We start from the raw sequence: 21,459 nt of genomic DNA on the forward strand, positions 1-21,459 counted from the left end.
CACCCCGGCACACGATGTGCGCGAAGGAGGTCCCCTTGGGTACGAAAGCCGGGCACCGTGTGCCCGGGAGGTCACGGCTGTTGGGCGTCCGCCGTCTTCGCCGGGCAGCCCCGCTTCAGGGTGTACTGGTAGTAGCCGATCTCGTCGATCCAGAACTCGCCCTGGAACTTCCAGTAGTTCCACGCCGCGCCCGGCATCTTCGGCCGGTAGAGCGACTGGCGCGTCAGGAGCGTCTTCTGGTCCAGGCCCGCCTGCAGCAGGTCCTTCTCGTCGAGCGCCGTCTGGACGCGGATGATTTCGGCCTGGTCGGAGAACGTGCGCAGATTGTCGGCCGCCTCACGGATGCGGCTCCTGGCCAGCGTCCCGCCCACCTGGAGCAGCGTGCCGCGAATCTCCTCCAGCGACGCCACCGTCTGCGTCGCCAGGGGCGTGCCGCGCCAGGGCCCGGAGGACAGCTCGCGCTTCTCCTGGTCCACGCGCGCCAGCACCCGCATCACCTCGCGGATGCGCTCGTTGTTGCGCAGCCACAGGTACACCGGGCGCGGCAGGCGGCGGTTCTCCGCGGCCACCAGGTTGTAGGCCTGGATGAGGTCGCCGTCCTCGGCGGTGAAGGGCTCGAGCTGCCTGGCCATGGGGCCGTACAACTCGTCGAAGGCCGCCAGCGTCGTCTTCACCTCGTCGTAGAGGCACGAGTAGTAATAGACGGTGGACTTGAGGATCCACGACTCGGGCTGGAAGGCCCCGGCGAACTGCGGAGCGTGCAGCGCCTGGAGGCTGCCGAGCGCGCCGCCGAAGTCCTCGTTCTGGAAGCGCGCGAAGCCGTTCTCGAACAGGGCCTGGTCCCAGTAGCGCGTGTAGCGCGGCACCCGCTCGTACGCGGCCGTCGCCTCCGCGTACTCGCCCCGGCGGTAGTGCAGCCGCCCCAGGCCGATGAGCGCCAGGTGCTGCGTCGCCTTGAGCTCCACCTGCGGCTCCTGGGAGGCCAGCGCGACGTTGAAGGCGGCCAGCGCCTCCTTGTCGAGCGCCTCGCCCTCACCGGGACGGCCGGGGAAGCGCGGGTCCGCCAGCACCACGCCCAGCAGGTAGCGCGCCTTGGCGTACACGCGGCTGTCCCTGGGCACCGCCTCCAGCAGCGAGCGCGCCTCCTCGAAGCGCATGCGACGCTGGCTCACCGTGCCCACCAGGTAGTTGATGCGCGCGAGCACCTCCTTGGGCAGCGTCACCCACTGGTCCCTCACCTCGTCCGAGTACGCCTGGTTGAGGATGCTGGGGATGAGGTTCTGCTCGTCCAACTGCTGCTGCATGTCCACCAGCCCCTCCACCGCCTTGAGGTACGAGGGGTGCGAGGGCCCGGCGTTGACGATGGCCGCGTAGGAGATGAAGGCCGCCACCGGCAGGCCCTTCTTCGCGAGCGACTGGGCGAGGAAGTACTCCGCCTTGCCCTGCGTCTGCGCGTCGCCGCCGGCCTCGGAGGCCTGGAAGAAGAGCGGCGCGGCGGTGTCGAGGTCGCCCGCGTTGAAGGCGGCCAGGGCGCGGTTGTAGCCGCCCGGGTCCTGGGCGCTGGCCGCGAGCGGAGCCAGGACGGCGAGGAGAGGAAGCAGTCGTTTCATGGCGAGTCGTGCCTTCATGGCGCAATCAGAAGAGGAACGAGAAGCCTGCGTAGAAGCTGATGTTGTTGAGCACGTCGGAGGACGGCTCGGCCACCAGGTCGCGTCCGAGGATGATGTCCTCGCGGTAGTTCTTCTTCGTCTTCGGGTCGACGCCGTCGAACTTCTGGTAGTTGCAGCTGCCGCTCAGCTGCAGCGCGGCGAAGTCCTGCCCGGTGGAGCGCGCGGCCTCCAGCGCCTCGAAGTCCGCCAGGTTGCAGCCGTCCACCTTGTCCACGCGGGCCGTGTAGATGAGGTCGCGGACCTCCAGGCGCAACGCGTAGGACTCACCGAACTGCAGCCGGAAGCCGCCGCCCACCGAGCCCAGGAACTTGGTGCCCGTGTCGCCGAAGCGCGCCGGCACGTCGTAGCGCTGGCCGTCCACCTCGTTGGAGACCGCGGGGCGGATGAGGTGGCGCGTGGAGCCGATGCCGGCGCCGCCGCTGAGCACCAGGCTGAACTGCGCCAGCTTGTTGTCCAGGAACGCGAACTTGCCGTACAGCGGCGTCACCTCCACGCCCGCCTGCGCGCCCCACACCAGCAAGAGCGACGAGGCCGCCTGCGCCTGCTCACGCACCTTGTCGATGAGCTCCAGGTTGAAGCCGCTCTCGTTGGTGTGCCAGTTGTACTGGCCCGTCACCTGGAGGCCGAAGTTCTCCTGCAGGTGGTAGATGTATTGCAGCGCGGTGCCGGCGTGGTTGGTGTACTTGCCGTTGACCTGCACCACCGCCGGGTACAGCGCCAGCTCGTGCTTGCCCTCGTCCGCGAAGCGCTTCTTCTGGACGATGTGCAGCGACACGTTGGGGTTGTAGAGCGGCGCGCCGTTCACCAGGCGCTGCTGCTGCGCGTCCGTGGTGCGCGGCGCCTCGTCGGACGAGGCCAGCACCGGCGCGTCATCCGGCGTCACCGGCGCGTCCACGTCGTGCTCGCGCGCGGGCTCGGCCACCGCGGGCTCGGTGTCCTCCTGGACAGGCAGCTCCTCCTGCACCGGCGCGAGCGCGGGCTGCACCGAGGGCTTTTCGGCGGACTGCGTGGGAACGGTGGGCTCCGGACGCGAGGCCGGCGCGCGGGGCGCCTCCAGCTTCGGCTCGGGCGCGGCGGGAGGCGGCGGCACGGAGGTCTCCGCGCCCGGAGCGGGCACGGACGGCGCCTCCTCGGCTTGGGCGAGGAAGGCCGCGGACGTCGGGAAGCGCGGGGCCGCCTGGGCCACCGCGGCGACGAGGAGCGCGAGGGACAGAATCGGTCGCATGGTTCGAAGGTGCCCTAGAAGGAGTAGGTGTAGCCGAGGTCGAACTGCACCAGGTGCGTGAGGCCCGGACTGGACGCGGACTCACCCGTCACGCGGCCCGCCTCCCAGTCCTCGCGGACCAGGTTGACGCGGTAGTTGTCGCGGAACACCCAGTCGCGCACCTCCAGCCGCAGCCCGTGCTTGTCGAGGATGAAGAAGCGGAAGCCCACCGCCGCGGACACCATGGGCGCCACGCGCGTCTCGCGCACCCAGTAGTCCTCCGACGCGCTGCCCCGGTCATCCAGCGAGGTGCGGTTGTCGCAGACGCCCGCCTGGCGGTTGACGACCTGCGAGCACTGGATGACGGAGTTGCGCTGGAAGCTGCCCAGGCCGCCGCCGGCCCACACATAGGCCTGGAAGTGCGCGGGCAGGTCCGACACCAGGCTCAGCTTCCCGTAGATGGGCGCCCAGCGGATGCCCGCCACGCCGTGGAGGTTCATCTCCCAGAGGTCCTCCAGCTCGTCCGTGACGCGCTTGTCCTCGCGCGCCAGGAAGCTCTCGGAGATGGAGCGCGCCAGGCCCGTGTGGCGGCTGGCCGCGTAGCCCGCGCGCGCCTCCACCGCGAAGGTGTTGAAGAGGTTGTAGGCGACGCCGAGGTTGAAGAAGTAGTGCGCCGTCAGGTGCGTCTGGAGGGGCAGCCCCACCCCCAGGGACACCTCGAGCTTGCCGCCCGGCTCGTACAGCCGGTTGCGGACGACGACGTTGTCGAGGACGGCCTCGTCATCCTGCGCGGCGGCCGCCGAGGCCGCCAGCCAGACCACCAGTGGTGCGAAGACGCGGAGCGTGCGTGCGTTCATGGTTCCTGCCCGGCCCAAGGGGTTGGGCCGACGTGTGCCAGGGCGCCTGCGTCACCGACGGCCAGGCCCCTTCATGGCGCATCCATGTGCACACGCCTTCCACGCCAGACAAGCCACGGAGCCCAGGAGGCGGAATTATTTTCACCCCGAGGCTCCCGCGCCGACCACCTCTCAACGTTTCCGGATGCCCGACAGCCCCCGAGGACGGAAGATGGTCCACCACGCTTCCCACGGCGGGACACACCTGTGCCCACTCACCGCGGGGGAACCAGAGGCGGAAAAGCGAACGCCCCGCCCGGATGCCCGACGAATCGGGCCCGGAGGCGGGGCGTCATGAGGGCTTCAGGCGAAGCCGCTCGGACAGCGGATCAGGCGCGGCGCGCGGCCTTGTGCTGCTCGCGCATGGCCACCTTGATGCTGGGACGGACGTACACGATGGCGTTGTTGTGGCCCGGGACGGCGCCCTTGACCAGGACGAGACCCTTCTCCAGGTCCACGTCGACGACGGTCAGGTTCTGCGTGGTGACCTGCTCCACGCCGTAGTGACCCGGCATCTTCTTGTTGGGGTAGGTGCGGCCCGGCGTCTTACGCTGACCGATGGCGCCCGGGTGACGCTGGTACTCGTGCGTACCGTGCGTCTTCGTCTGCGAACCCTTGAAGCTCCAGCGGCGCATGACGCCGGAGAAGCCGCGGCCCTTCGTCACGCCCGTGACGTCCACGAGCTGGCCCTTGGAGAACAGGTCCGCCTTGACGGCGTCGCCCACGTTGAAGGAGGTCGCCTCCTCCACCGTGACGCGGAACTCCTTCAGGTGCCGGCGGTAGGGGGCGTTGTTCTTCTTGAAGAAGCCCCGCTCGCACTTGTTCAGGATCTTCTCGCGGATCTCACCAAAGCCCAGGGTGACCGCGGAGTACTGATCCTTCTCGGGAGTGCGCTTGCCCACCACCTGGCAGGTGCTCACGTCGATGACCGTCACGGGAACGAGGTTGCCCTCGTCGGTGAACACCTGGGTCATTCCGATCTTCTTGCCAATCAGACCCTTCACGTCGTCCTCACACTGCCAGCGCGCGTAGGCGCGGAAAAACCCAATAAAATCAATGATCTGGCCCGCGAACTACTCTGCGGTCCCCAGGAAGCGGCGCAATGTAGCAGACATACCCCTGACGTCAAGCACTACGGGAGCCAGGATCCCTCACTGCGCGCGATCGAGCCGGGGATAGAACGCGGCCAGCTGTGGATCAGCGATGCGTTGAGCGTACACGTCCTCCCCGAGCAGGAACAGCGCCTGGTCCAGATAATCCTCGGCGGCCTTCACCTGTTCCTCGAGGGTGGCGATGGACTGGTCGATTTCCGCCATGCGCGCCTCGTGCTCCTCCTTGCGGGCCTCGGCCTCGTCCTCCATCTCCAGCAGGCGCTTGTGGGCCAGGATGCCGGGGGCGCCGGGCTGGCCGGGCTCCGGGGTGAGGGCGGTGGCCAGGCGCGCGTCCAGGTCCTCGACCTCCCGGCCGAGCCGCATCTGGGTGAGGCGGTTCTTCTTGAGGTTGGTGCGCGCGGTGTCGATGCGGGCGGGGTCCTGCCGCGTCAGCTCCATGTCCGCGATCTTCTTCTCCAGCTTGATGAGGCCGTCGGCGGCGTAGCGCAGCTCCGCGCGCCGGCTGGCGAGCGTCTTGCGCAGGTCCTTCACCTTGCCGTCGATGGCATCCACCGCCTTCTTCCACTTGCGGACGATGGCCTGGTGGCCGGCCTTCTCCTGCTCCTGTTCGTCGAGGAAGGCCTGGTAGGCGGCATCCTCGTCGTTCATCTCCTGCTCGAACGCGGCCAGCTCCTCGCGGCGCGCCACCACCGCCTCCTCCGCCTTGTAGACGCGGTCCATGGAGCGGGGGCAGGTCGGCTTGCCCGGGAGCCTGTCGCGGGACAGGTCTCCCAGCTGGAAGATGAGGTCGTCGTAGCTCTCCTTCGCCATGGGCGGATTTCTACGCCCAAGGCCCCCGGACTGTCACCGGGAGAGCGCGCCCCCGGCGCTCGAATTCAGGAGTCGGCGGGCGCGGCGGCCTGGGCGGGGCTCGCCATGGTGGCGCCGGCCAGGGCGCCCTCGGCCATGGTGAGCAGCTCGCGGGAGCGGTCCTGCTCCTCGGTGCGGTTGAGCTCGCAGACCCAGGCCGAGGACAGGTCCGCCTGCTGGCGCGCCAGCTCCGCGGTGGCCTCGTAGCGGGCGGCGGACGCGCGGGCGAAGGCCCCCTCGCGCCGCAGCTCCAACAGGGTGTCCGGGTCCAGGATGATCTCCTCGGGAGGCACCGGTAGCGGCCCCCGTCCCAGCGCCGCCAGTCGCGCGAGCAACCTGGAGGCATGCGCCCGGCAGAAGGCGGCCAGCACCATCAGCCTCGCGCGCATGCGCGCATCCATGATCCGCTCGGCGAGCATCGTCATCCGCCGCGCGGAGACGACCTCCGCCTCCCACGCGGCCGCCAGTGCCGCGGCCAGCCGGGTATGCCTCGCACCCATCTACGTCCCCCGATCCCTACCCTCTTCGAGGCCAACGTAGGGACGGGGTCCGCGGGATTCAACCGAGTGCGCGCTGGACCATCCAGTACCCACCAGCCGCGAGGATGCCCACGGACAACACGCGGACGGTCCCCAGGTGCGCGCGCGGCCGGCGCTGGAGCATCCGCAGGGGCGGCAGCAGCACGGCGACCACGAGCGCCTGGCCCAGTTCCACGCCCAGGTTGAAGCCGAGCAGCCCCTTCACCACGGAGTCTCCCAGGCCGTAGCCCGCCAGCACGCTCGCGAAGCCGAAGCCGTGCACCAGTCCGAAGAGGAACGTGACGAGCGCGCGGTGGCGGTGCTCGCGCAGCACCAGGTTCTCCACCGCAACGTAGATGATGGACAGCGCGATGGCGGCCTCCACCCAGCGCGCCCGCTCGCCATCCAGCACCACCCAGCCGAGCGCCGTGGCCCCCAGGGTCAGCGAGTGCGCCACGGTGAACGATGTCACCAGCAGCAGCACGCGCTTGAACCCGCCGCCCACCAGCAGCACGGCCAGCAAGAACACCAGGTGGTCCACGCCCTCGACGATGTGGCGCATGCCCAGCCCCACCCAGCCGAGGAAACCTCCGATGGCGGACGAGGACACCTCCCCGGGGTCGGGGATGTCGAGCGAGGGCTGGCCCGCCTCCGCGAACAGCGCGCCCGGCGCCCCGCCCTCCCCCACGCTGCCCAGGATGACCCGGTAGCCCGAGGGCAGCACGGACAACACCCCGTAGCGCTGGCGCATCCGTCCCTCGGGACAGGTGAAGGTGGCCGTCAGCTCGACGAACGTGGCCCGCGCCCGCGCCGCCTGGGCCGTGCGCGCGCAAGGAGCGCCGCCCGCGGTGAGCGGCAGCACGTCCCACACGCCGCTCGAGAGGACATCGGGGCGCGCGTCCAGCTCCGCCTGCGACAGGGCACCATCCGAGTCCGCGTCCAGGCCCGCCGGGGCCAGCCGCCCGAGCGTCGTGGCCGTCATGGTGAGGACCTGACGCACCTGGGACGCGCGGGCGTCCGGCGTGCGACGCACCTGGGTGTAGAGGATGTCTGCGTCGTGGGCGGAGGCGGAATGCGCGCCGAGGAGCAGGCCCGCCCAAAGCCCCCACCAGGGGAAGCTCTTCATGGCGCGCGAGCCTGCCGCCGGGCGGCGCCCGAGTCCACCCCGCCCTATTCCTGGATGACCTCGAGCTGGATCTGCTGCCGGCCGCTCAGCCCGCCATGACGGGCGCCGCAGCGGGGGCAGAAGATGAGCTGATCCCACTCCCACAGGAGCTTCACGTCCTCGCCGCAGCAGAGCATGGGGATCACACGCAGGAGCTCATCCGGCTCCGGGTCCATGGGGCCCGGCATCGACTCGGGCTCCACGGCGACGAAGGTGGGCCGGGGGTTGAGCGACAGCGTGCGCGAGACGTGCGCCAGCTGCTCGTAGCGGACGTGGTTGGCCCACGCGCGCGCCACCGACTCCAGATGCGTCTGCTGGGCGGGCGTGAGGAAGCCGTCCGCCTCCGCGCGGTGGCCGCAGTAGGGGCAGCGCCACACCGGCAGCCCCTCCTCGCCCTCGTGCGCGTTCTCCAGCGTGAAGAACGCCTGCAGCTTGTGCAGCAGCGCACGGGCGTCATGCGGGCCGGGGCGCGTCTTGAACGCGCGCATGCAGCTGGGACACTCGCGGCGGGTGAAGCCCGCGGTGTCCCGGGGCAGCTCCACCCCGTCGGCCCTGGGACCTCGGACCGCGCTCATGACACCGCCGTCCTCCGGCCCCGCGCCACCACGCCCAACACGAACGTGAGCAGCGCGAACAGCAGCAACAGGTGGACCCAGTAGCCCTCCGTGGAGCCCACCGTCAGGCCCGTGCCCCACAGCACGAGCAGGATCATCCCCATGGTCCAGTACACGTCGGCACCTCCCCCGTATCCCCATCCCGGAGCGGCCCAAACTAGGAACGCGATTGCCCACCGGCAACCCAGTGCTTTTCACAGGAAGCAAAGTTCCCTGTCCGGGCATTTTTTCCGACGCCCGAGAAGCCCGCGTGCCCACCAGGAACTCGGTGTTCCAAGAGATCTAAAGGAGATACCCGCGCGCAAGGGGCACCTTGGGCCCTGGCACGGCGCCTGCTTGGGTGCCTCCTCGTCGAAGTCGGGTGAATGAGCGCGACTTTCGTGGGCTTGTGGGCATGGGGTTGCCGGGGAGGGTGGGATGAGGGGCTGGACGGTGGCGGTGACGGCGGCGGCGATGCTGTTGAGCGCGGGGGCGTACGCGTTTCCGGTGCAGGTGCCCACGGGGCCTCAGGGGGAGCCCGCGGAGATGATGTACCTGCGCGCCTCGCTGGAGCAGCGGGAGCGGGAGCTGAAGGCGGCGCTGGCGAAGCTGGAGAAGTACGAGGATGAGGCGATGTTCGCGCAGGCCGAGCGCCTGGGCGTGGTGGAGATGGTGAAGGCGTCGGGGCTGCCGGTGCACCAGCAGCGCCGGCTGGCGGTGGCCATCGTCCGCGAGGCGCAGCGCAACAACGTGGACCCGCTGCTGGTGGTGGCGGTCATCCGCTGCGAGAGCTCGTTCAACAACTACGCGGTGTCCCACGTGGGCGCCATGGGCCTGATGCAGGTGATGCCGGACACGGGCACGTGGCTGGCGGACAAGGCCGGCTTCCGGCTGGGCCGCTCCACCAACCTGTTCGACGCGGAGACGAACGTGACGCTGGGCACGGCCTACCTGGCGGACCTCATCAACCGCTTCGGCTCCGTGGAGAAGGCGCTGGTCGCCTACAACGCGGGCCCGGGGCTGGCCCGGCGCATCCTCGCCAAGAAGGACGCGCGCACGAAGTTCATGGCGGGCTACCCCACCAAGGTGGTGAAGGAGTTCCGCAAGCTGAAGGCCCAGCAGGAGCGCGAGCTGACCCTGCGAGATCAGCAGAAGACGATTGACCGGCAGGGTTGATCGGCAGGCGACAACCAGGACGCCCGCCATCTGACAGTCGTGTAGATGTTGCATCCCGGTGGCTGAAATTCCTTCCCATCTCCAGGCAGTGTTCGCGCCTGGCAGTGCACCCCATGGATATTCCATGGGTTTTCCGGGTGCGACATTGGCCCGGAATGTGCTCCTGCCGCCGTGCCCGAGACTTCGGCACAGCGCGCACACGCATCGATTGGGAGAGCACAGCAATGGCGGGTTTGCAGATCCACCGTGAGGACGTCGCAGGTCGCATCACCCTGCGTCTGGAAGGGGTTCTGGACGGCAAGACGGCGCAGGAGGTGCAGACGTCGCTGGACACGTTGCAGGGCCAGGACGTGGTGGTGGACTTCACCCACCTGCGGGAGTTCAAGGACAGCGCGGTGGGGGTGCTGACGCGCAACCTGGCGAACTCGGTGAAGCTGCGCGGGCTGGCGTCGCACCACGAGCGGATGTTCCGTTACTTCGGCGTGACGACGGGCGTGGTGGTGCAGCGTCCGTACTACACGCCCGAGGACGTGCTCTCCCTCTAGTCGATGGAGGCCGAGCAGGCGGGCGCCCCTGGAGGGTGCCCTGGAGTTGGCGGTGCCGGCCCCCGGGGGAGTCGGCTAGAGTGACGGCGGATGACCCAGCCCGCCCGCGTCCTCGCCGCCGACGTACCGTCCCCCGCCTCCGCGCGCCCGGCGATGGAGAGAATCGCCGCCGAGCTCGGGCGCGCCGTCGAGGGCAAGGAGGCCCAGGCGCGCCTGGTGACGACGTGCCTGGTCTCCGGTGGGCACCTGTTGCTGGAGGACGTGCCGGGTGTCGGCAAGACGACGCTCGCGGAGGCCCTGGCCCGGGCCTGTGGGCTGAGCTTCGCGCGCGTGCAGTTCACCGCGGACCTGATGCCCGCCGACATCCTCGGCGCCCAGGTCTTCCACGCGCAGACGGCCACCTTCCAGTTCCGTCCCGGTCCCCTCTTCCGTCAGCTGGTGCTCGCGGACGAGCTCAACCGCGCCCCGCCGCGCACGCAGTCCGCGCTGCTGGAGGCCATGGCGCAGGGCCAGGTGTCGCTCGACGGGAGCACGCACGCCCTGCCCTCCCCCTTCACGGTGGTGGCCACGCAGAACCCGGTGGACTTCTCCGGCACCTACCCGCTGCCGGACTCGCAGCTGGACCGCTTCATGGTGCGCCTGTCCCTGGGGCACCCCGCCGCCGACGTGGAGGCGCGGCTGCTGGCCACGCGGGGCCGCACGCCGCCCCTGGAGGCCGTCAAGGGCGTCTCCAGCCCCGAGGAGCTGGCGGCCCTGCGCGCGCTGTCCGCGGAGCAGCGGCTGGACGCGTCCGTGGCGGAGTACGTGGTGCGGCTGGCGCGGGCGACGCGGGAGCACGGCGACATCGAGCGAGGCGCCTCCACGCGCGCGGTGCTGGCGCTGGGCGCGGCGGCCCGCACGCAGGCCCTCTGGGAGGCCCGGGACTTCGTGACGCCCGGGGACGTGCGGGCGGTGCTGGTGCCGTGCTGGGCGCACCGCGTGCTGCTGCGCAGCGCCGTGCAGGGCGTGGCGGCGCGGGACGAGGCGGCGCACCTGTTGGAGGAGCTGGTCCGAAAGGTCCCGGCGCCGCGGTGAAGTCCACGTGGAAGCAGCGCTGGGCGCGGCTTCGCGCCAGGCTCCGTCCGCCGCGGACCCTCCGGGTGACGCGCATCGGCCGCACGTACCTGGTGGTGACGTTCGGCGTGGGGCTGGGCGCGCTCAACACGGGCAACAACCTGCTCTATCTGCTGTTGGGCCTGCTGCTGAGCATGGTGGTGGTGTCCGGCGTGCTGTCGGAGCGGTGCATCCGGGACCTGTCGGTGCGCCGGGTGGGCACGGACGCGGCCTTCGCGGGTGAGCCCTTCGCCTTCCGCTGGGCCGTGTCGCGCAAGCAGGGGCAGGCCTTCGCCCTGGCGCTCGCGGAGGCGGACTCGCCGCTGACGGGCGCGGGCGGCGTGGGCTACCTGCCCTCCGGCGTGGAGCACATCGTCCGCGCGGACCTGGTCGCGCCCCGCCGCGGGCCGGTGCGGCTGACGGGCGTGCAGGTGACGACGACGTGGCCCCTGGGGCTGTTCGCCAAGACGCGCGTGCTCTCCCTCGACGGCCTGCTGCTCGTCTATCCCAAGCGCGGCTATGCCTGCATGGACCCGGGCGACGCCGAGCGAGGGCCGGTGGGGGACGCGGGAAACCCGCGCCGCAACGACGGCAGCGGCGACGTGACGGGCCTGCGCGAGCTGGCCGAGGGCGAGGACGCGCGCCGCATCCACTGGCTCAAGAGCGCGTCGATGGGGAAGCTCCTGCGCGTGGAGCGCGAGCGCGAGGAGCGCCGCACGTGGATGCTGTCCATCGAGCCGGGCCTGGAGGGCGAGGCGCTGGAGCGGCGCTGCGAGGAGGTCGCGGCGCTGGCCCACCGGCTGCTCGAGGAGGGCCATGAGGTGGGCCTCCACACCGCGGAGGAGCGGCTGCGCGCGGGCACGGGCGCGGCGCAGGAGCGGCGCATCCTCAGGGCCCTGGCGTGGCTGGGCTTCGAGCGGCCGCGGGACGAGGAGGCGGCGGCATGACGCGCGGCTCGCGACTGCGACTGGTGCTGCGCGACGTGGCCTCCGGCTGCGCGTTCGGGTCGATGGCCGTGTCCGGCCAGCTGCCGCTGTGGACGCTGGGCCTCTATGGCTTCTCGCTGGTGGCGGCGCTCCTGGGCAAGCGGCTGTTCGCCCGGCGCGCGAAGCTCACCGCGCTGTTGCTGTTGGGCGTGGCGGCGGTGCTGGCCGTCAATGTCACGGCGGGCTCGCTCAACCTGGTGGTGGCCGCGTGTGCCTTCGCGGGCCTCATCTCCGCGCACCGGCTGCTGTCCACGCCGGACCCGGCCACGGATGGGCAGGTGCACCTGTCCGGTCTGTTGATGGTGGCGGGCGGCGCGGCGCTGTCCGGTGAGCTGGTCTACGGCCTGTTCCTGGTCGCCTTCAGCGTGCTGTCCAGCGTCTCGCTGGCGCTGGGCGTGGTGGAGTCGGCGGTGCCCGAGGGTGAGCCCATCCCGGTGCGCCAGGTGCTGCGCCCCCTGAGCACGGGCGTCAGCTTCGCGGTGGCCGGCGCGGTGGCCTTCTTCATCCTCTTCCCCCGCCTCAACTGGAACATGACGGGGCCTCGCGCGTCGCCGGGCATCGGCCCCGCGACGACGGGCTTCTCCAACACGGTGCGGCTGGGCGGCACGGGGACCATCAAGGACAACCCGCGCGTCGTGCTGCGGGCGACGCTGAACCCGGACCCGGGCGTGGATGCGCTCGGCGCGTACTGGGTGGGCCGCACCTACGACATCTTCGACGGGCTGGAGTGGACGAACGCGGGCGGCGTGCGCAAGGAGCGCGAGCCGCTGCTGACGCTGCGTCCGGGCGGCGACAACCTGGTGCACCAGCGCGTGGAGCTGCTGCCGGCCTACGGCGGTCGCACGCTCATCGCGCTCGAGACGCCGTCGCGGCTGGGCAACGCGGTGGCGAACACGAGCACGGGCGGCCGGCGCACCTCGCTCCAGGAGCTGTCCGGCGGCGAGGCGCGCTTCCTGGAGCCGGGCATCTCCTACTCCTATGAGGCGTACAGCCTGCCGCCGGGTGGCAGTGGCGACCGGTTCCGCAAGCTGCCCCCGGTGGAGCAGGACGCGCTGCTGGCGCTGCCCGAGAACATCGACCCACGCGTGGCCCAGACGGCGGCGCGGGTGCTCGACGGCGAGCGCGAGCCGATGGCCGCCGCGCAGAAGCTGGCCGCGTGGCTGCAGCGCGAGCACTCGTACACGTTGGAGCAGGCCGGCGAGCGGGATGACCCGCTGGCGGACTTCCTCTTCGAGCGCAAGGCCGGGCACTGCGAGCACTTCGCCACCGCGCTCACGTTGATGCTGCGCACCCAGGGCATCCGGGCCCGGCTGGCCACGGGCTTCTTCGGCGGCGAGCGGGTGAACGAGGGCTACATCCTGCGCGCCGGTGACGCCCACGCGTGGACGCACGTGCTGGTGCCCGAGCGCGGCTTCGTCACCGTGGACGCGACGCCGCCCGCGAATCGTCCGGGCCAGGGCTCGAAGTGGATGCAGCGGCTGCTGGGGTTGTACGAGGCCATCGAGTCGCGGTGGCGCAACTCCGTCGTCGACTACTCGTTCCGGGACCAGGTGGACGTGGCGCGCGCGCTGGTGCGTCCGCCCAAGGGCTCCGAGAAGAACGAGCGCAGCCAGCTGCCCCCCGCGCGGGCCTGGGGCGCGGCGCTGGTGGTGGGCATGCTCGTCTATGCCGGGTGGCGGCTCGTGGAGCGGCTGTCGGGACGGCCTCGTCCGCTGGAGGCCACGCGCTTCGTGGACGCGGTGGAGGCACAGCTCGCCTCGGCGGGCATCGCGCGGGGTGACGACGAGACGCTGGAGGAGCTGCACGCGCGGATGGCCTCGGACGGCCACGCGCTGGCGCCCGCGCTCGCGCCCATCACCCGGCGCTACCTGGAGGCCCGCTTCGGCGGGCGTCCGCTGCGCCAGGGCGAAGCAGACACGCTGCTGCGCTCCTTGAAGAGCGCCGTCTCCGACTTCGTCCGCCTGGAGGCCCAGCTTCGGGCCCGTACGGATGAGCGTCGCGCCCGCGCCTCCTGAGGGAGCGCGCACCGGCACGCGCCCGCCTCGAACGGCGAGCCCCGGCACGGCGGCAGACCCCAGGGATTCCCGCCGGGGGGTCGCGCCCGGCGCGGCTGAGCCTCACCGCCCTGCCCGCCTCGGGCGCCATGGGCTCGCGTGGCGGGTGGCCCTCCGGGCGTCCCCCCGGGCGCGGAAAATCGCGCCGGACAGCGGCCGCCGGAGTCGTTAGCCGTTCATCCACGGGAAGGCGAAAGGCGCAGTGCGCGGCCCTCTCGTCCAAGGGGGCTCACCTGCCAGGCGGGCAAGGGAGCTTCCGCGCTCGCTCGGCACCTCGGCTCCTCGACAGGGCCCAGGTGCTCCTCCCTGGAGGCGTCACGTGCACAGACGGGCACATTCTACAGCCGCGAAGTCCCGGCGAGTTCCCAGGTCGGCCGTAACGGTTACAGCCCTCCTTCTTTGTACATGAGCGACGGTTCCGCCAACCCCCCGCAGACACAGGGGAAGGTGGTGTGGGTGGCGCTGGCATCCGGGTTGCTCATGACAGCCCTCGTTCAGTCGTCAAGCGGTCCGAAAAAACCTAGCGGCCTCCACGAGGCCCCACGTCGGGAGAAACCATCCATGCAGGCGTCCACCGAGCAGTCGTCCAACTCCGGCTCCCTGGCGATGTACCTCTCGGAGATCAACCACTACAACCTCCTCACCGTGGAGGAGGAGCAGGCGCTGGCGCGCAGCTTCATCCAGGGAGACCTGGCCGCGGGCCACCGGCTCGTCACGAGCAACCTGCGCTTCGTGGTCAAGGTCGCCTATGAGTACCGCTCCTACGGCATCAAGATGTCGGACCTCATCCAGGAGGGGAACATCGGCCTGATGAAGGCCGTGCAGAAGTTCGACCCGGACAAGGGCATCCGCCTCATCTCCTACGCGGTGTGGTGGATTCGCGCGTACATCCAGAACTACATCCTCAAGAGCTGGTCGCTGGTGAAGCTCGGCACCACCCAGGCGCAGCGGAAGCTGTTCTTCAGCCTGGCGCGCACGCGCCGTGAGCTGGAGAAGTTCGGCAACGGCGAGGCCGTGGTCAACGTGGAGGAGATTGCCCGCCGGCTGCACGTGAAGCCCGGCGAGGTGCGGGAGATGGAGCAGCGCATGGGCGGGCGGGACCTCTCGCTCGACGCGCCCATGGGCGAGGACGGCGGCAACAGCCACGTGGACTTCGTGGTCAGCGCCGCGGCCCCGCAGGACGACGAGTTCGCCGACAAGGAGGAGGCGGGCCTCATCAACGCCCGCGTCCGCACCGCGCTGATGCGCCTGGACCCGCGCGAGCGCTTCATCATCGAGCAGCGCGTGATGAACGAGCGCCCCATGACGCTCAAGGAGCTGGGCGAGCACTTCGGCTTCTCGCGCGAGCGCGCCCGCCAGTTGGAGATCCGCGCCAAGGACAAGCTCAAGGCGGAGCTGGCCGCGCTGATGGCCGAGGTGGACCCGGACGCGGCGGCGCTGCAGCAGTAGTCCCCGCCTGACGCGGCAGGTCGGCCCCGGTTCCACGGGGGCCCCCCCGAGCGCCTCCATCCCTCCCGGGGTGGGGGCGCTTGCCATTTGAGGGGCATTGCTTCGCGCGCCGGGCGGGGCCCTGCTAGAAGGGGCCCGATTCCCTCGTAAGGAGCCTTTCGCTTGGCCCACGGTACCCCGCCGGTCGTCGACGAGCGTGTTCCGCTCGCGCAATCGCACGCGCCCCACCAACACTCCCCGTACATCCCACCCGACCAGTCCCCCACGGAGATGACGATCCGCGGGTTGGTGCTCGGCTCGGTGCTGGGCATCGTGTTCGCCGCCTCGTCCGTGTACCTGGCCATCAAGGTGGGCCTCACGGTGTCCGCGTCGATTCCGGTGGCGGTGCTCTCCATCGCCATCTTCCGGGCGCTGGGCAAGTCGAACATCCTGGAGAACACCATCGTCCAGACGACGGGCTCGGCGGGAGAGTCGCTGGCCTTCGGCGTGGCGGCGGCGCTCCCGGCGCTGCTCTTGTTGGGCTACGACATCAGCCTGACGCACGCGTTCCTCACGGCGGCGCTGGGCGGTGTGCTCGGCGTGCTGATGATGATTCCGCTGCGCCAGGGCCTCATCGTCCAGGAGCACGGCAAGCTGCCCTACCCGGAGGGCACGGCCAGCGCGGACGTGCTCATCGTCGGTGAGCAGGGCGGCACCAACGCGCGCACGGTCATCATCGGCTTCCTGGTGGGCGGCATCTACAAGTTCGCCTACTCCGGCATGAAGCTGTTCCGCGAGGTGCTGAGCACCCCGCTCAAGGGCCTCAAGAGCGCCACGCTCTCCACCGAGGTGAGCCCGGAGCTGCTCGGCGTGGGCTACATCATCGGTCCCCGGGTGGCGGCCATCACCTTCGCCGGTGGCGTGCTGAGCTACCTCATCCTCATCCCCGCCATCTCCTTCTTCGGCGGCGGGCTGGATCAGCCGCTGCTGGTGCACAACGGGCAGCTCATCCGGGACATGTCCCCGGACCAGATTCGCAACGCGTACGTGCTCTACATCGGCGCGGGCGCGGTGGCGACGGGCGGCCTCATCAGCCTCATCCGCTCGCTGCCCACCATCATCGGCGCGTTCAAGCGCGGCGTGGAGTCGCTCAAGGCCTCGCGCGCGCACGGCGGCGCGCCGCAGCTGCTGCGCACCGAGCAGGACCTCCCCATCACCGTGGTGCTGGTGGGCAGCCTGATGCTGGTGCTGACCATCTGGCTGGCGCCCCCGCTGCACGTCAACTTCATCTCCGCCCTGCTCATCATCGTCTTCGGCTTCTTCTTCGTGACGGTGAGCGCGCGAATCACCGGCGAGATTGGCAGCTCCTCCAACCCCATCTCCGGCATGGTGGTGGCCACGCTGCTCGTCACGTGCCTGGTGTACCTGATGCTGGGCTGGACGAACTCCAATGACCGCTTCATGGCGCTGACCACGGCGGCCATCGTCGGCATCGCCGCGTCCAACGGCGGCACCACCGCGCAGGACCTGAAGACGGCCTTCCTGGTGGGCGGCACGCCCCGGCGGCAGCAGACGGCGCTCTTCGTGGGCGTGCTGACCAGCGCCATGTTCATCGGCCTGGTGCTGGTGACGCTCAACAAGGGCGCCACCGTCACCATCCCGGAGCCGCACCCGAACGTGCAGGTCACCGAGCTGACCGAGGAGACGCGCACCCAGTACGTGTTCCCCTGGAGCGTGTCCGCGGAGGCGCTGGCCAGCCGCAACCTGGACGAGGCGGCGCTGCGCAAGGCGGCCTGGGCGCAGGGCTACGAGCTGGCCAACACCCATGGCGCGCTGGAGCTGCGCAGCTGGCGGCAGGTGGGCGCGCAGGACGTGGGCGGCGTGACGCTGAGCCCCACGGGCGGCTCGCAGGTGAAGGTGTCCGACCTGGGCGCCGTCACCGAGGGCCCCCAGCGCACCTTCAAGGAAGGCTACGTGCGCGGCGCGGACACGCCGGTGCCCGCGGGCAAGTACCTGGTCGACGGCGCCGGCACCATCCAGTACGTGGTGGACCCGGGCATCGGCGGCCGCATCAGCACCTACGAGGGCCAGGCCCTCACCCGCTACGCGGCGCCCAAGGCGCAGCTGTTCGCGCTCATCATCGACGGCATCCTCACGCAGCGGCTGCCGTGGGACCTGGTGCTGCTGGGCGTGTTCATCGCGCTGATGCTGGAGCTGTGCGGCGTGTCCTCGCTGCCCTTCGCGGTGGGCGTGTACCTGCCCATCAGCAGCAGCGCGCCGCTCTTCGTGGGCGGCATGGTGCGCTACTTCGTGGACCGCGTGCGCGGCGGTGAGTCCGACTTCTCCCCGGGCACCCTGCTCTCCTCCGGCTACATCGCCGGCGGCTCCATCGCGGGCGTGCTCATCGCCTTCCTGGAAATCGCCACGGACGGCGCCGGCTCGCGCGCCATCAACCTGCCGGCCGTGCTCGGCCACGAGGGCGCCATCGGCGGCTTCCTCAACACGGTGGGCGAGAGCGAGCTGGCGCATCCGCTCTGGTCCAACCTCTGGGGCCTGCTCTTCTTCGGCGGCCTGACGCTGTTCCTGCTGCGCTCGGCCCTGCGTGGCCCCAGCGCCGCGGTGTCTCCGCCGCCCGCCGGCAAGTAGCCCCGTGAGGCGACGGCGCTCCCCTTTGCTGGGAGCGCCGTCCCTCCAGTCATCAGAAGTTCGTGTTCTGCGAGCCGTTCACGAGCCGGAGGTACTTGCAGGTGCCCGTCGCGTCCCACTCCACCCGGAAGAAGCCCCGGGTGCTCAGGGCCTGCTCCCAGAGCTCGCCCACGACCGCGTCGGGCACGCAGCTGTAGATGGTGTGGGTGGCGGCCCCCGCCGGGGTGAAATAGGACTGGAAGAGGCGACCGCCGACCATGTCATCCCGGAAGGACGCGGAGGAGGTCGTCACCGCGTCCTGGCGGAAGCCGACCAGGTTGCCGAAACAATGCCCCGAGCCATCCGTGTTCTTCTGGCAGAAGAGGGTCTGCGACTGGAGTCCTCCCCACGCGACGGGAGCGAGCGCCAGGGCCGCGAGCGCAATACCAGGCAACAGGCCCTTGCGAACAAGGGACCTCGAAGAAGAGAGCTGCTTCATGTTTTGTGACTCCTGAGCCGTGTGACGTTCGACTGCTCGAAGCGAAGTGAAGCGAGAGCTACGGAAGACCATCGGCATCCGGAGCGGGGATGAGCCGGTCCTGGTTGATGGCGACGATGAGCTGCTTGCGGAGCGCGTCGGCCTCGGGACGGCCTCGAAGGTGGGCGAGCTCGCGCCGAATCTCGAGCACGTCCTGCGCAGTCATGCGTCCGCTGGAGACCACCCGGTCCACCATCGTGCCCACCCGCGTTGCCGACTCGCGCTGCTCGGAGGACAGCTCCGGCACGGAAGGCGCGGACGCCTCGGGCTCACCGGCCCCCACGACGGGCCCTCCTGACGCCTTCAGCAACGTGGCCACCCGCAGGGCCATGGCCTCCAGCTCTTCCCCGGAGAGGCGCCCCTGCCCGGAGGCCACTGGGGAGGACGCGCCCACCATCAAGCCAGCCCCCGCGGCGTGAGCACGAGACTCCAGTGCCCGGCGCAGCGCCCCCACCTCATCCGTGAGCTGCTCCACGCGCTGCTCCTGGAACTGCTGCGCCTGGCTCACCGCGAGCCAGCACCCCAATGCGCACCCCACCGCCGTGGTCAGGCTCGGAAGCCAGCCCTGAAACACCTGGGTGTTCATGAGATGGCTCAGAAATTCGAGTACTGGCTGCCGTTGATCAGGAACAACGAATAGCAGCTCCCCCCGGCCGACCAGTAGATGGAGAAGAAGCCCTCGTGGTTCATGGCCTTGTTCCAGTGAGCCCCTGTCACCGCGTCGGGCGTGCAGCTGAAGTACTCCGTCGTCGCGCCCGTGGTGAGCGCCGCGTAGAAGTACGGCGCCGCGTTGCTGGACCGTGAGAAGAGCGCCTGCGTGTTGGCGCCGGCGTGATTGCGGAAGCCGAGGAGGCTGCCCTGGCACCGGCCAGAGCCATCCGCGTTCTTGTAACAATGGGCTGACTCCGTCGTGAAACCAGCGAGGACCGCGGGCGCGGCCAGCAACGTCGCGACACAGCAGGCCGAGGCTCCGCGCTTCAAGAGACGATGCATGTGAACTCCTCCAATGGAGGCCAGTTCCCTGGCCCCTCGAAAGGAAGCCTAGCGAGCACGTCTGACGCACTGCTTCGGAGCAAGGCCACGGAGCCCAGCACCCGGCTCTTACTCGGGAATCCCTGTGCGCGCGTGTCGGGGTAGACCCATCTCCCTCCAAGTCCTCGTAGTTCCTACCGCCGCCGGCTGGGGGTTCGGAGGATTTCGGAGTAGGCTGGTGATACCGCCCGAGCGGAGAGTTGCAGACGCATGGCCCAGCCCCAAAAGACCCAGGACGCGAGCACGGACGCCGAGCAGTCCCCGGAGGTCCGAGAGAAGGTGGAGATGGCGCGCACGTTCGCGTTCCATCTCCTCAAGGGCATCAAGCAGATCGGCATGTACCGCCACAACGAGGCTCGCTTCCCCGAGTTCCTCTCGAAGGCGTTGGAGGCCATCTCCCAGTACACGGAGAAGTTCGGACCGCTGTCGTTGAAGGTGGAGCAGCAGAACCTCACGCTCCACAACGACTCGCTCTTCTCGGAAGACACGCCGCTCCCCTACAAGTTCTACCGCGACGGCATCCGTCAGCTCATCTTCCGCCCCGGCCTCACGGTGGAGGAGCTGACCACCTTCACGCTCATCTCCCTGTCCGAGCCCGAGCGCGGCGCGGACGACGTGCTGGCGCAGCTGTGGCGCGCGGGCATGGAGCACGTGGAGTACGTGGTGGTGGAAGGCTTCTCCATGGAGAACGCCAGCGAGGAGGAGGTGCAGGTCGAGGTGGACAAGGTGGTGGGCTACCTCTACTCGCGCCTGCAGACGAACTCGGATGACTACCTGCGCTTCGCGCGCGTGTCCGCGGAGGACCTGGACGCGAAGATGGACGGCGTGGAGCAGATCCGCGGCCTGGTCGTCGGCGGGCGCCACGCGTCGGACGAGCTGAAGGCGCGGCTGCAGCGCGAGGTGATGGAGGAGGAGGGCTCGCGGCTGTTCCCCAAGCTGGTGAGCGCCGTGTTCCAGGTCGTCGAAGGAGGCGTGGAGGACGGCACGCTGCTCGAGGAGATCTTCGTGCAGCTGCTCGACATGCTCCTGCTCCAGGACGACTTCGGCACCATCAATCAAATCGTCCTCAAGCTGCGCGCGCTGTCGCAGAAGGACGGAGGACAGTCGCTGGAGAAGCTGCTGGAGTCCTTCCTGCACAGGATGGGCGAGGAGCAGCGGCTGATGCGCCTGGGCGAGTCGCTCAAGGGCGCGCGGCCCAAGCAGCCGCAGGACGTGACGCGCTACCTGCAGGCCCTGGGGCGTGACTCCGTCATCCCGCTGCTCACCGTGCTGGAGACGCTGGAGATTCCCGAGAACCGCGCGCTGCTCTGCGACGCGCTGGCCATCGTCGCGCGGGACACGCCCGAGCCCTTCGTGGCGCGGCTCACGTCGGACCGTCCGCAGACGGTGCGCGACATGGTCTACATCCTGGAGAAGAGCAACCACCCCGAGCGCATCAAGATGTTCGGCCAGGTGCTCAAGAGCCCCAACCTGGTGGTGAAGCTGGAGGTGCTCGGCATCATCGGCCGCGGCCGCACCGGCGAGGCGCGCCGGCTGGTGGCCGAGGCCCTGGCGGACCCCGTCTCCCAGGTGCGCATGCTCGCCGCGCGGATGCTGCCGGAGTTCGACCGGGACAAGGCGTACTCGGACCTGATGCGCCTCATCCGCGAGCCGGCCTTCGACAAGAAGACGCCCGACGAGCGCACGGCCTTCTACGCGGCGGTGGGCGCCACGGGCACGCCGGGCGCGCTCTCGCACATGCAGCAGCTGCTCGCCGTGAAGCCGTCCCTGCTCAACAAGAAGCGGGTGCTGGAGGACAAGCTGCTGGCCGTGGCGGGGCTGGCGGGCGCGTGCTCCATCCAGAGCTACAAGATGTTGCAGGCCGTCGTCGAGGACCGCAACCAGCCGGTGGAGCTGCTCACCGCGGGTCGCAAGGCGATGTATCAGACACGCAAGGCGCTGTTCGGGGACTCGGCACTGCCGGAGGAGAACTGAGC

At 70.1% G+C, this 21,459-nt stretch carries 20 protein-coding genes; 8 read left to right on the forward strand and 12 right to left on the reverse strand.

What is annotated here, in order from left to right; translation table 11 throughout:
• Positions 1 to 71: 71 nt before the first annotated feature.
• The 9 genes from K8625_RS21205 to K8625_RS21245 all read right to left on the reverse strand — a co-directional run bounded on the left by K8625_RS21205 (position 72) and on the right by K8625_RS21245 (position 8,144).
• A complete protein-coding gene (locus K8625_RS21205) occupies positions 72 to 1,610 on the reverse strand; it encodes a tetratricopeptide repeat protein (protein ID WP_223783729.1) in 1,539 nt (512 codons plus the stop codon).
• Positions 1,611 to 1,635: 25 nt separating this feature from the next.
• Complete coding sequence (locus K8625_RS21210) at positions 1,636 to 2,895, reverse strand: outer membrane beta-barrel domain-containing protein (RefSeq protein ID WP_223783730.1); 1,260 nt, start codon at positions 2,893 to 2,895, stop codon at positions 1,636 to 1,638.
• A 14-nt stretch (positions 2,896 to 2,909) separates the two neighbouring features.
• The gene (locus K8625_RS21215; RefSeq protein ID WP_223747296.1) at positions 2,910 to 3,731 is read right to left on the reverse strand and encodes an outer membrane beta-barrel domain-containing protein; all 822 of its coding nucleotides are present in this window, start codon (positions 3,729 to 3,731) and stop codon (positions 2,910 to 2,912) included.
• 368 nt (positions 3,732 to 4,099) lie between these two features.
• Positions 4,100 to 4,774, reverse strand: a complete 675-nt coding sequence (rplC, locus tag K8625_RS21220) for a 50S ribosomal protein L3 (RefSeq protein ID WP_074951747.1) — start codon at positions 4,772 to 4,774, stop codon at positions 4,100 to 4,102.
• Between the two features lie 147 nt (positions 4,775 to 4,921).
• Entirely contained in the window at positions 4,922 to 5,692 is a 771-nt protein-coding gene (locus K8625_RS21225) for a hypothetical protein (RefSeq protein ID WP_223747295.1), read from the reverse strand.
• 65 nt (positions 5,693 to 5,757) lie between these two features.
• Positions 5,758 to 6,231, reverse strand: a complete 474-nt coding sequence (locus K8625_RS21230; protein ID WP_074951744.1) for a hypothetical protein — start codon at positions 6,229 to 6,231, stop codon at positions 5,758 to 5,760.
• Positions 6,232 to 6,289: 58 nt separating this feature from the next.
• Complete coding sequence (locus K8625_RS21235; RefSeq protein ID WP_223783731.1) at positions 6,290 to 7,375, reverse strand: HupE/UreJ family protein; 1,086 nt, start codon at positions 7,373 to 7,375, stop codon at positions 6,290 to 6,292.
• A 44-nt stretch (positions 7,376 to 7,419) separates the two neighbouring features.
• Positions 7,420 to 7,989 carry a hypothetical protein gene (locus K8625_RS21240; protein ID WP_046714240.1) on the reverse strand — a complete coding sequence of 190 codons (570 nt, stop codon included), beginning with the start codon at positions 7,987 to 7,989 and terminating at the stop codon, positions 7,420 to 7,422.
• Positions 7,986 to 8,144 carry a lmo0937 family membrane protein gene (locus K8625_RS21245; protein WP_143097068.1) on the reverse strand — a complete coding sequence of 53 codons (159 nt, stop codon included), beginning with the start codon at positions 8,142 to 8,144 and terminating at the stop codon, positions 7,986 to 7,988. Before K8625_RS21245 ends, K8625_RS21240 begins: the two co-directional genes overlap by 4 nt.
• A 301-nt stretch (positions 8,145 to 8,445) precedes the next feature.
• On the opposite strand from K8625_RS21245, the gene K8625_RS21250 reads away from it, so the two are divergent.
• From K8625_RS21250 to K8625_RS21280, 7 genes are all read left to right on the forward strand, one after another.
• Positions 8,446 to 9,183, forward strand: coding sequence for a lytic transglycosylase domain-containing protein (locus K8625_RS21250; RefSeq protein WP_223783732.1), 738 nt, complete (start codon positions 8,446 to 8,448; stop codon positions 9,181 to 9,183).
• Positions 9,184 to 9,407: 224 nt separating this feature from the next.
• Entirely contained in the window at positions 9,408 to 9,728 is a 321-nt protein-coding gene (locus tag K8625_RS21255; protein ID WP_223747292.1) for an STAS domain-containing protein, read from the forward strand.
• A gap of 90 nt (positions 9,729 to 9,818) precedes the next feature.
• Positions 9,819 to 10,802, forward strand: coding sequence for a MoxR family ATPase (locus K8625_RS21260; RefSeq protein ID WP_223747291.1), 984 nt, complete (start codon positions 9,819 to 9,821; stop codon positions 10,800 to 10,802).
• The gene (locus tag K8625_RS21265) at positions 10,799 to 11,767 is read left to right on the forward strand and encodes a DUF58 domain-containing protein (RefSeq protein WP_223783733.1); all 969 of its coding nucleotides are present in this window, start codon (positions 10,799 to 10,801) and stop codon (positions 11,765 to 11,767) included. The genes K8625_RS21260 and K8625_RS21265 overlap by 4 nt, the downstream gene beginning before the upstream one ends.
• A complete protein-coding gene (locus tag K8625_RS21270; protein ID WP_223783734.1) occupies positions 11,764 to 13,821 on the forward strand; it encodes a DUF3488 and transglutaminase-like domain-containing protein in 2,058 nt (685 codons plus the stop codon). The genes K8625_RS21265 and K8625_RS21270 overlap by 4 nt, the downstream gene beginning before the upstream one ends.
• A 600-nt stretch (positions 13,822 to 14,421) precedes the next feature.
• Positions 14,422 to 15,309 carry an RNA polymerase factor sigma-32 gene (locus K8625_RS21275; protein ID WP_141329544.1) on the forward strand — a complete coding sequence of 296 codons (888 nt, stop codon included), beginning with the start codon at positions 14,422 to 14,424 and terminating at the stop codon, positions 15,307 to 15,309.
• Positions 15,310 to 15,471: 162 nt separating this feature from the next.
• Complete coding sequence (locus K8625_RS21280) at positions 15,472 to 17,934, forward strand: OPT family oligopeptide transporter (RefSeq protein WP_223747288.1); 2,463 nt, start codon at positions 15,472 to 15,474, stop codon at positions 17,932 to 17,934.
• Between the two features lie 52 nt (positions 17,935 to 17,986).
• Here the strand turns inward: K8625_RS21280 and K8625_RS21285 are convergent, their stop codons facing one another.
• From K8625_RS21285 to K8625_RS21295, 3 genes are read right to left on the reverse strand one after another with little or no spacing between them, the layout of a single operon-like run.
• Positions 17,987 to 18,412 carry a hypothetical protein gene (locus tag K8625_RS21285; protein ID WP_223783735.1) on the reverse strand — a complete coding sequence of 142 codons (426 nt, stop codon included), beginning with the start codon at positions 18,410 to 18,412 and terminating at the stop codon, positions 17,987 to 17,989.
• Between the two features lie 58 nt (positions 18,413 to 18,470).
• Entirely contained in the window at positions 18,471 to 19,037 is a 567-nt protein-coding gene (locus K8625_RS21290; RefSeq protein ID WP_223747286.1) for a hypothetical protein, read from the reverse strand.
• Positions 19,038 to 19,045: 8 nt separating this feature from the next.
• Entirely contained in the window at positions 19,046 to 19,444 is a 399-nt protein-coding gene (locus K8625_RS21295; RefSeq protein ID WP_223747285.1) for a hypothetical protein, read from the reverse strand.
• 249 nt (positions 19,445 to 19,693) lie between these two features.
• Between K8625_RS21295 and K8625_RS21300 the strand changes: the two genes are divergently transcribed.
• Positions 19,694 to 21,457 (forward strand): HEAT repeat domain-containing protein, encoded by a 1,764-nt coding sequence (locus K8625_RS21300; RefSeq protein ID WP_223747284.1) that lies wholly within the window; start codon positions 19,694 to 19,696, stop codon positions 21,455 to 21,457.
• The last annotated feature ends 2 nt before the right edge of the window (positions 21,458 to 21,459 follow it).

Source organism: Myxococcus sp. AS-1-15 (assembly GCF_020037055.1).
GTDB classification, from domain to species: domain Bacteria; phylum Myxococcota; class Myxococcia; order Myxococcales; family Myxococcaceae; genus Myxococcus; species Myxococcus fulvus.

Coding starts and splice junctions, on each gene's coding strand:
- K8625_RS21205 (WP_223783729.1), bottom strand. CDS start 1,610: ATGAAACGACTGCTTCCTCTCCTCGCCGTCCTGGCTCCGCTCGCGGCC.
- K8625_RS21210 (WP_223783730.1), bottom strand. CDS start 2,895: ATGCGACCGATTCTGTCCCTCGCGCTCCTCGTCGCCGCGGTGGCCCAG.
- K8625_RS21215 (WP_223747296.1), bottom strand. CDS start 3,731: ATGAACGCACGCACGCTCCGCGTCTTCGCACCACTGGTGGTCTGGCTG.
- K8625_RS21225 (WP_223747295.1), bottom strand. CDS start 5,692: ATGGCGAAGGAGAGCTACGACGACCTCATCTTCCAGCTGGGAGACCTG.
- K8625_RS21230 (WP_074951744.1), bottom strand. CDS start 6,231: ATGGGTGCGAGGCATACCCGGCTGGCCGCGGCACTGGCGGCCGCGTGG.
- K8625_RS21235 (WP_223783731.1), bottom strand. CDS start 7,375: ATGAAGAGCTTCCCCTGGTGGGGGCTTTGGGCGGGCCTGCTCCTCGGC.
- K8625_RS21240 (WP_046714240.1), bottom strand. CDS start 7,989: ATGAGCGCGGTCCGAGGTCCCAGGGCCGACGGGGTGGAGCTGCCCCGG.
- K8625_RS21250 (WP_223783732.1), top strand. CDS start 8,446: ATGAGGGGCTGGACGGTGGCGGTGACGGCGGCGGCGATGCTGTTGAGC.
- K8625_RS21255 (WP_223747292.1), top strand. CDS start 9,408: ATGGCGGGTTTGCAGATCCACCGTGAGGACGTCGCAGGTCGCATCACC.
- K8625_RS21260 (WP_223747291.1), top strand. CDS start 9,819: ATGACCCAGCCCGCCCGCGTCCTCGCCGCCGACGTACCGTCCCCCGCC.
- K8625_RS21270 (WP_223783734.1), top strand. CDS start 11,764: ATGACGCGCGGCTCGCGACTGCGACTGGTGCTGCGCGACGTGGCCTCC.
- K8625_RS21275 (WP_141329544.1), top strand. CDS start 14,422: ATGCAGGCGTCCACCGAGCAGTCGTCCAACTCCGGCTCCCTGGCGATG.
- K8625_RS21285 (WP_223783735.1), bottom strand. CDS start 18,412: ATGAAGCAGCTCTCTTCTTCGAGGTCCCTTGTTCGCAAGGGCCTGTTG.
- K8625_RS21290 (WP_223747286.1), bottom strand. CDS start 19,037: ATGAACACCCAGGTGTTTCAGGGCTGGCTTCCGAGCCTGACCACGGCG.
- K8625_RS21295 (WP_223747285.1), bottom strand. CDS start 19,444: ATGCATCGTCTCTTGAAGCGCGGAGCCTCGGCCTGCTGTGTCGCGACG.
- K8625_RS21300 (WP_223747284.1), top strand. CDS start 19,694: ATGGCCCAGCCCCAAAAGACCCAGGACGCGAGCACGGACGCCGAGCAG.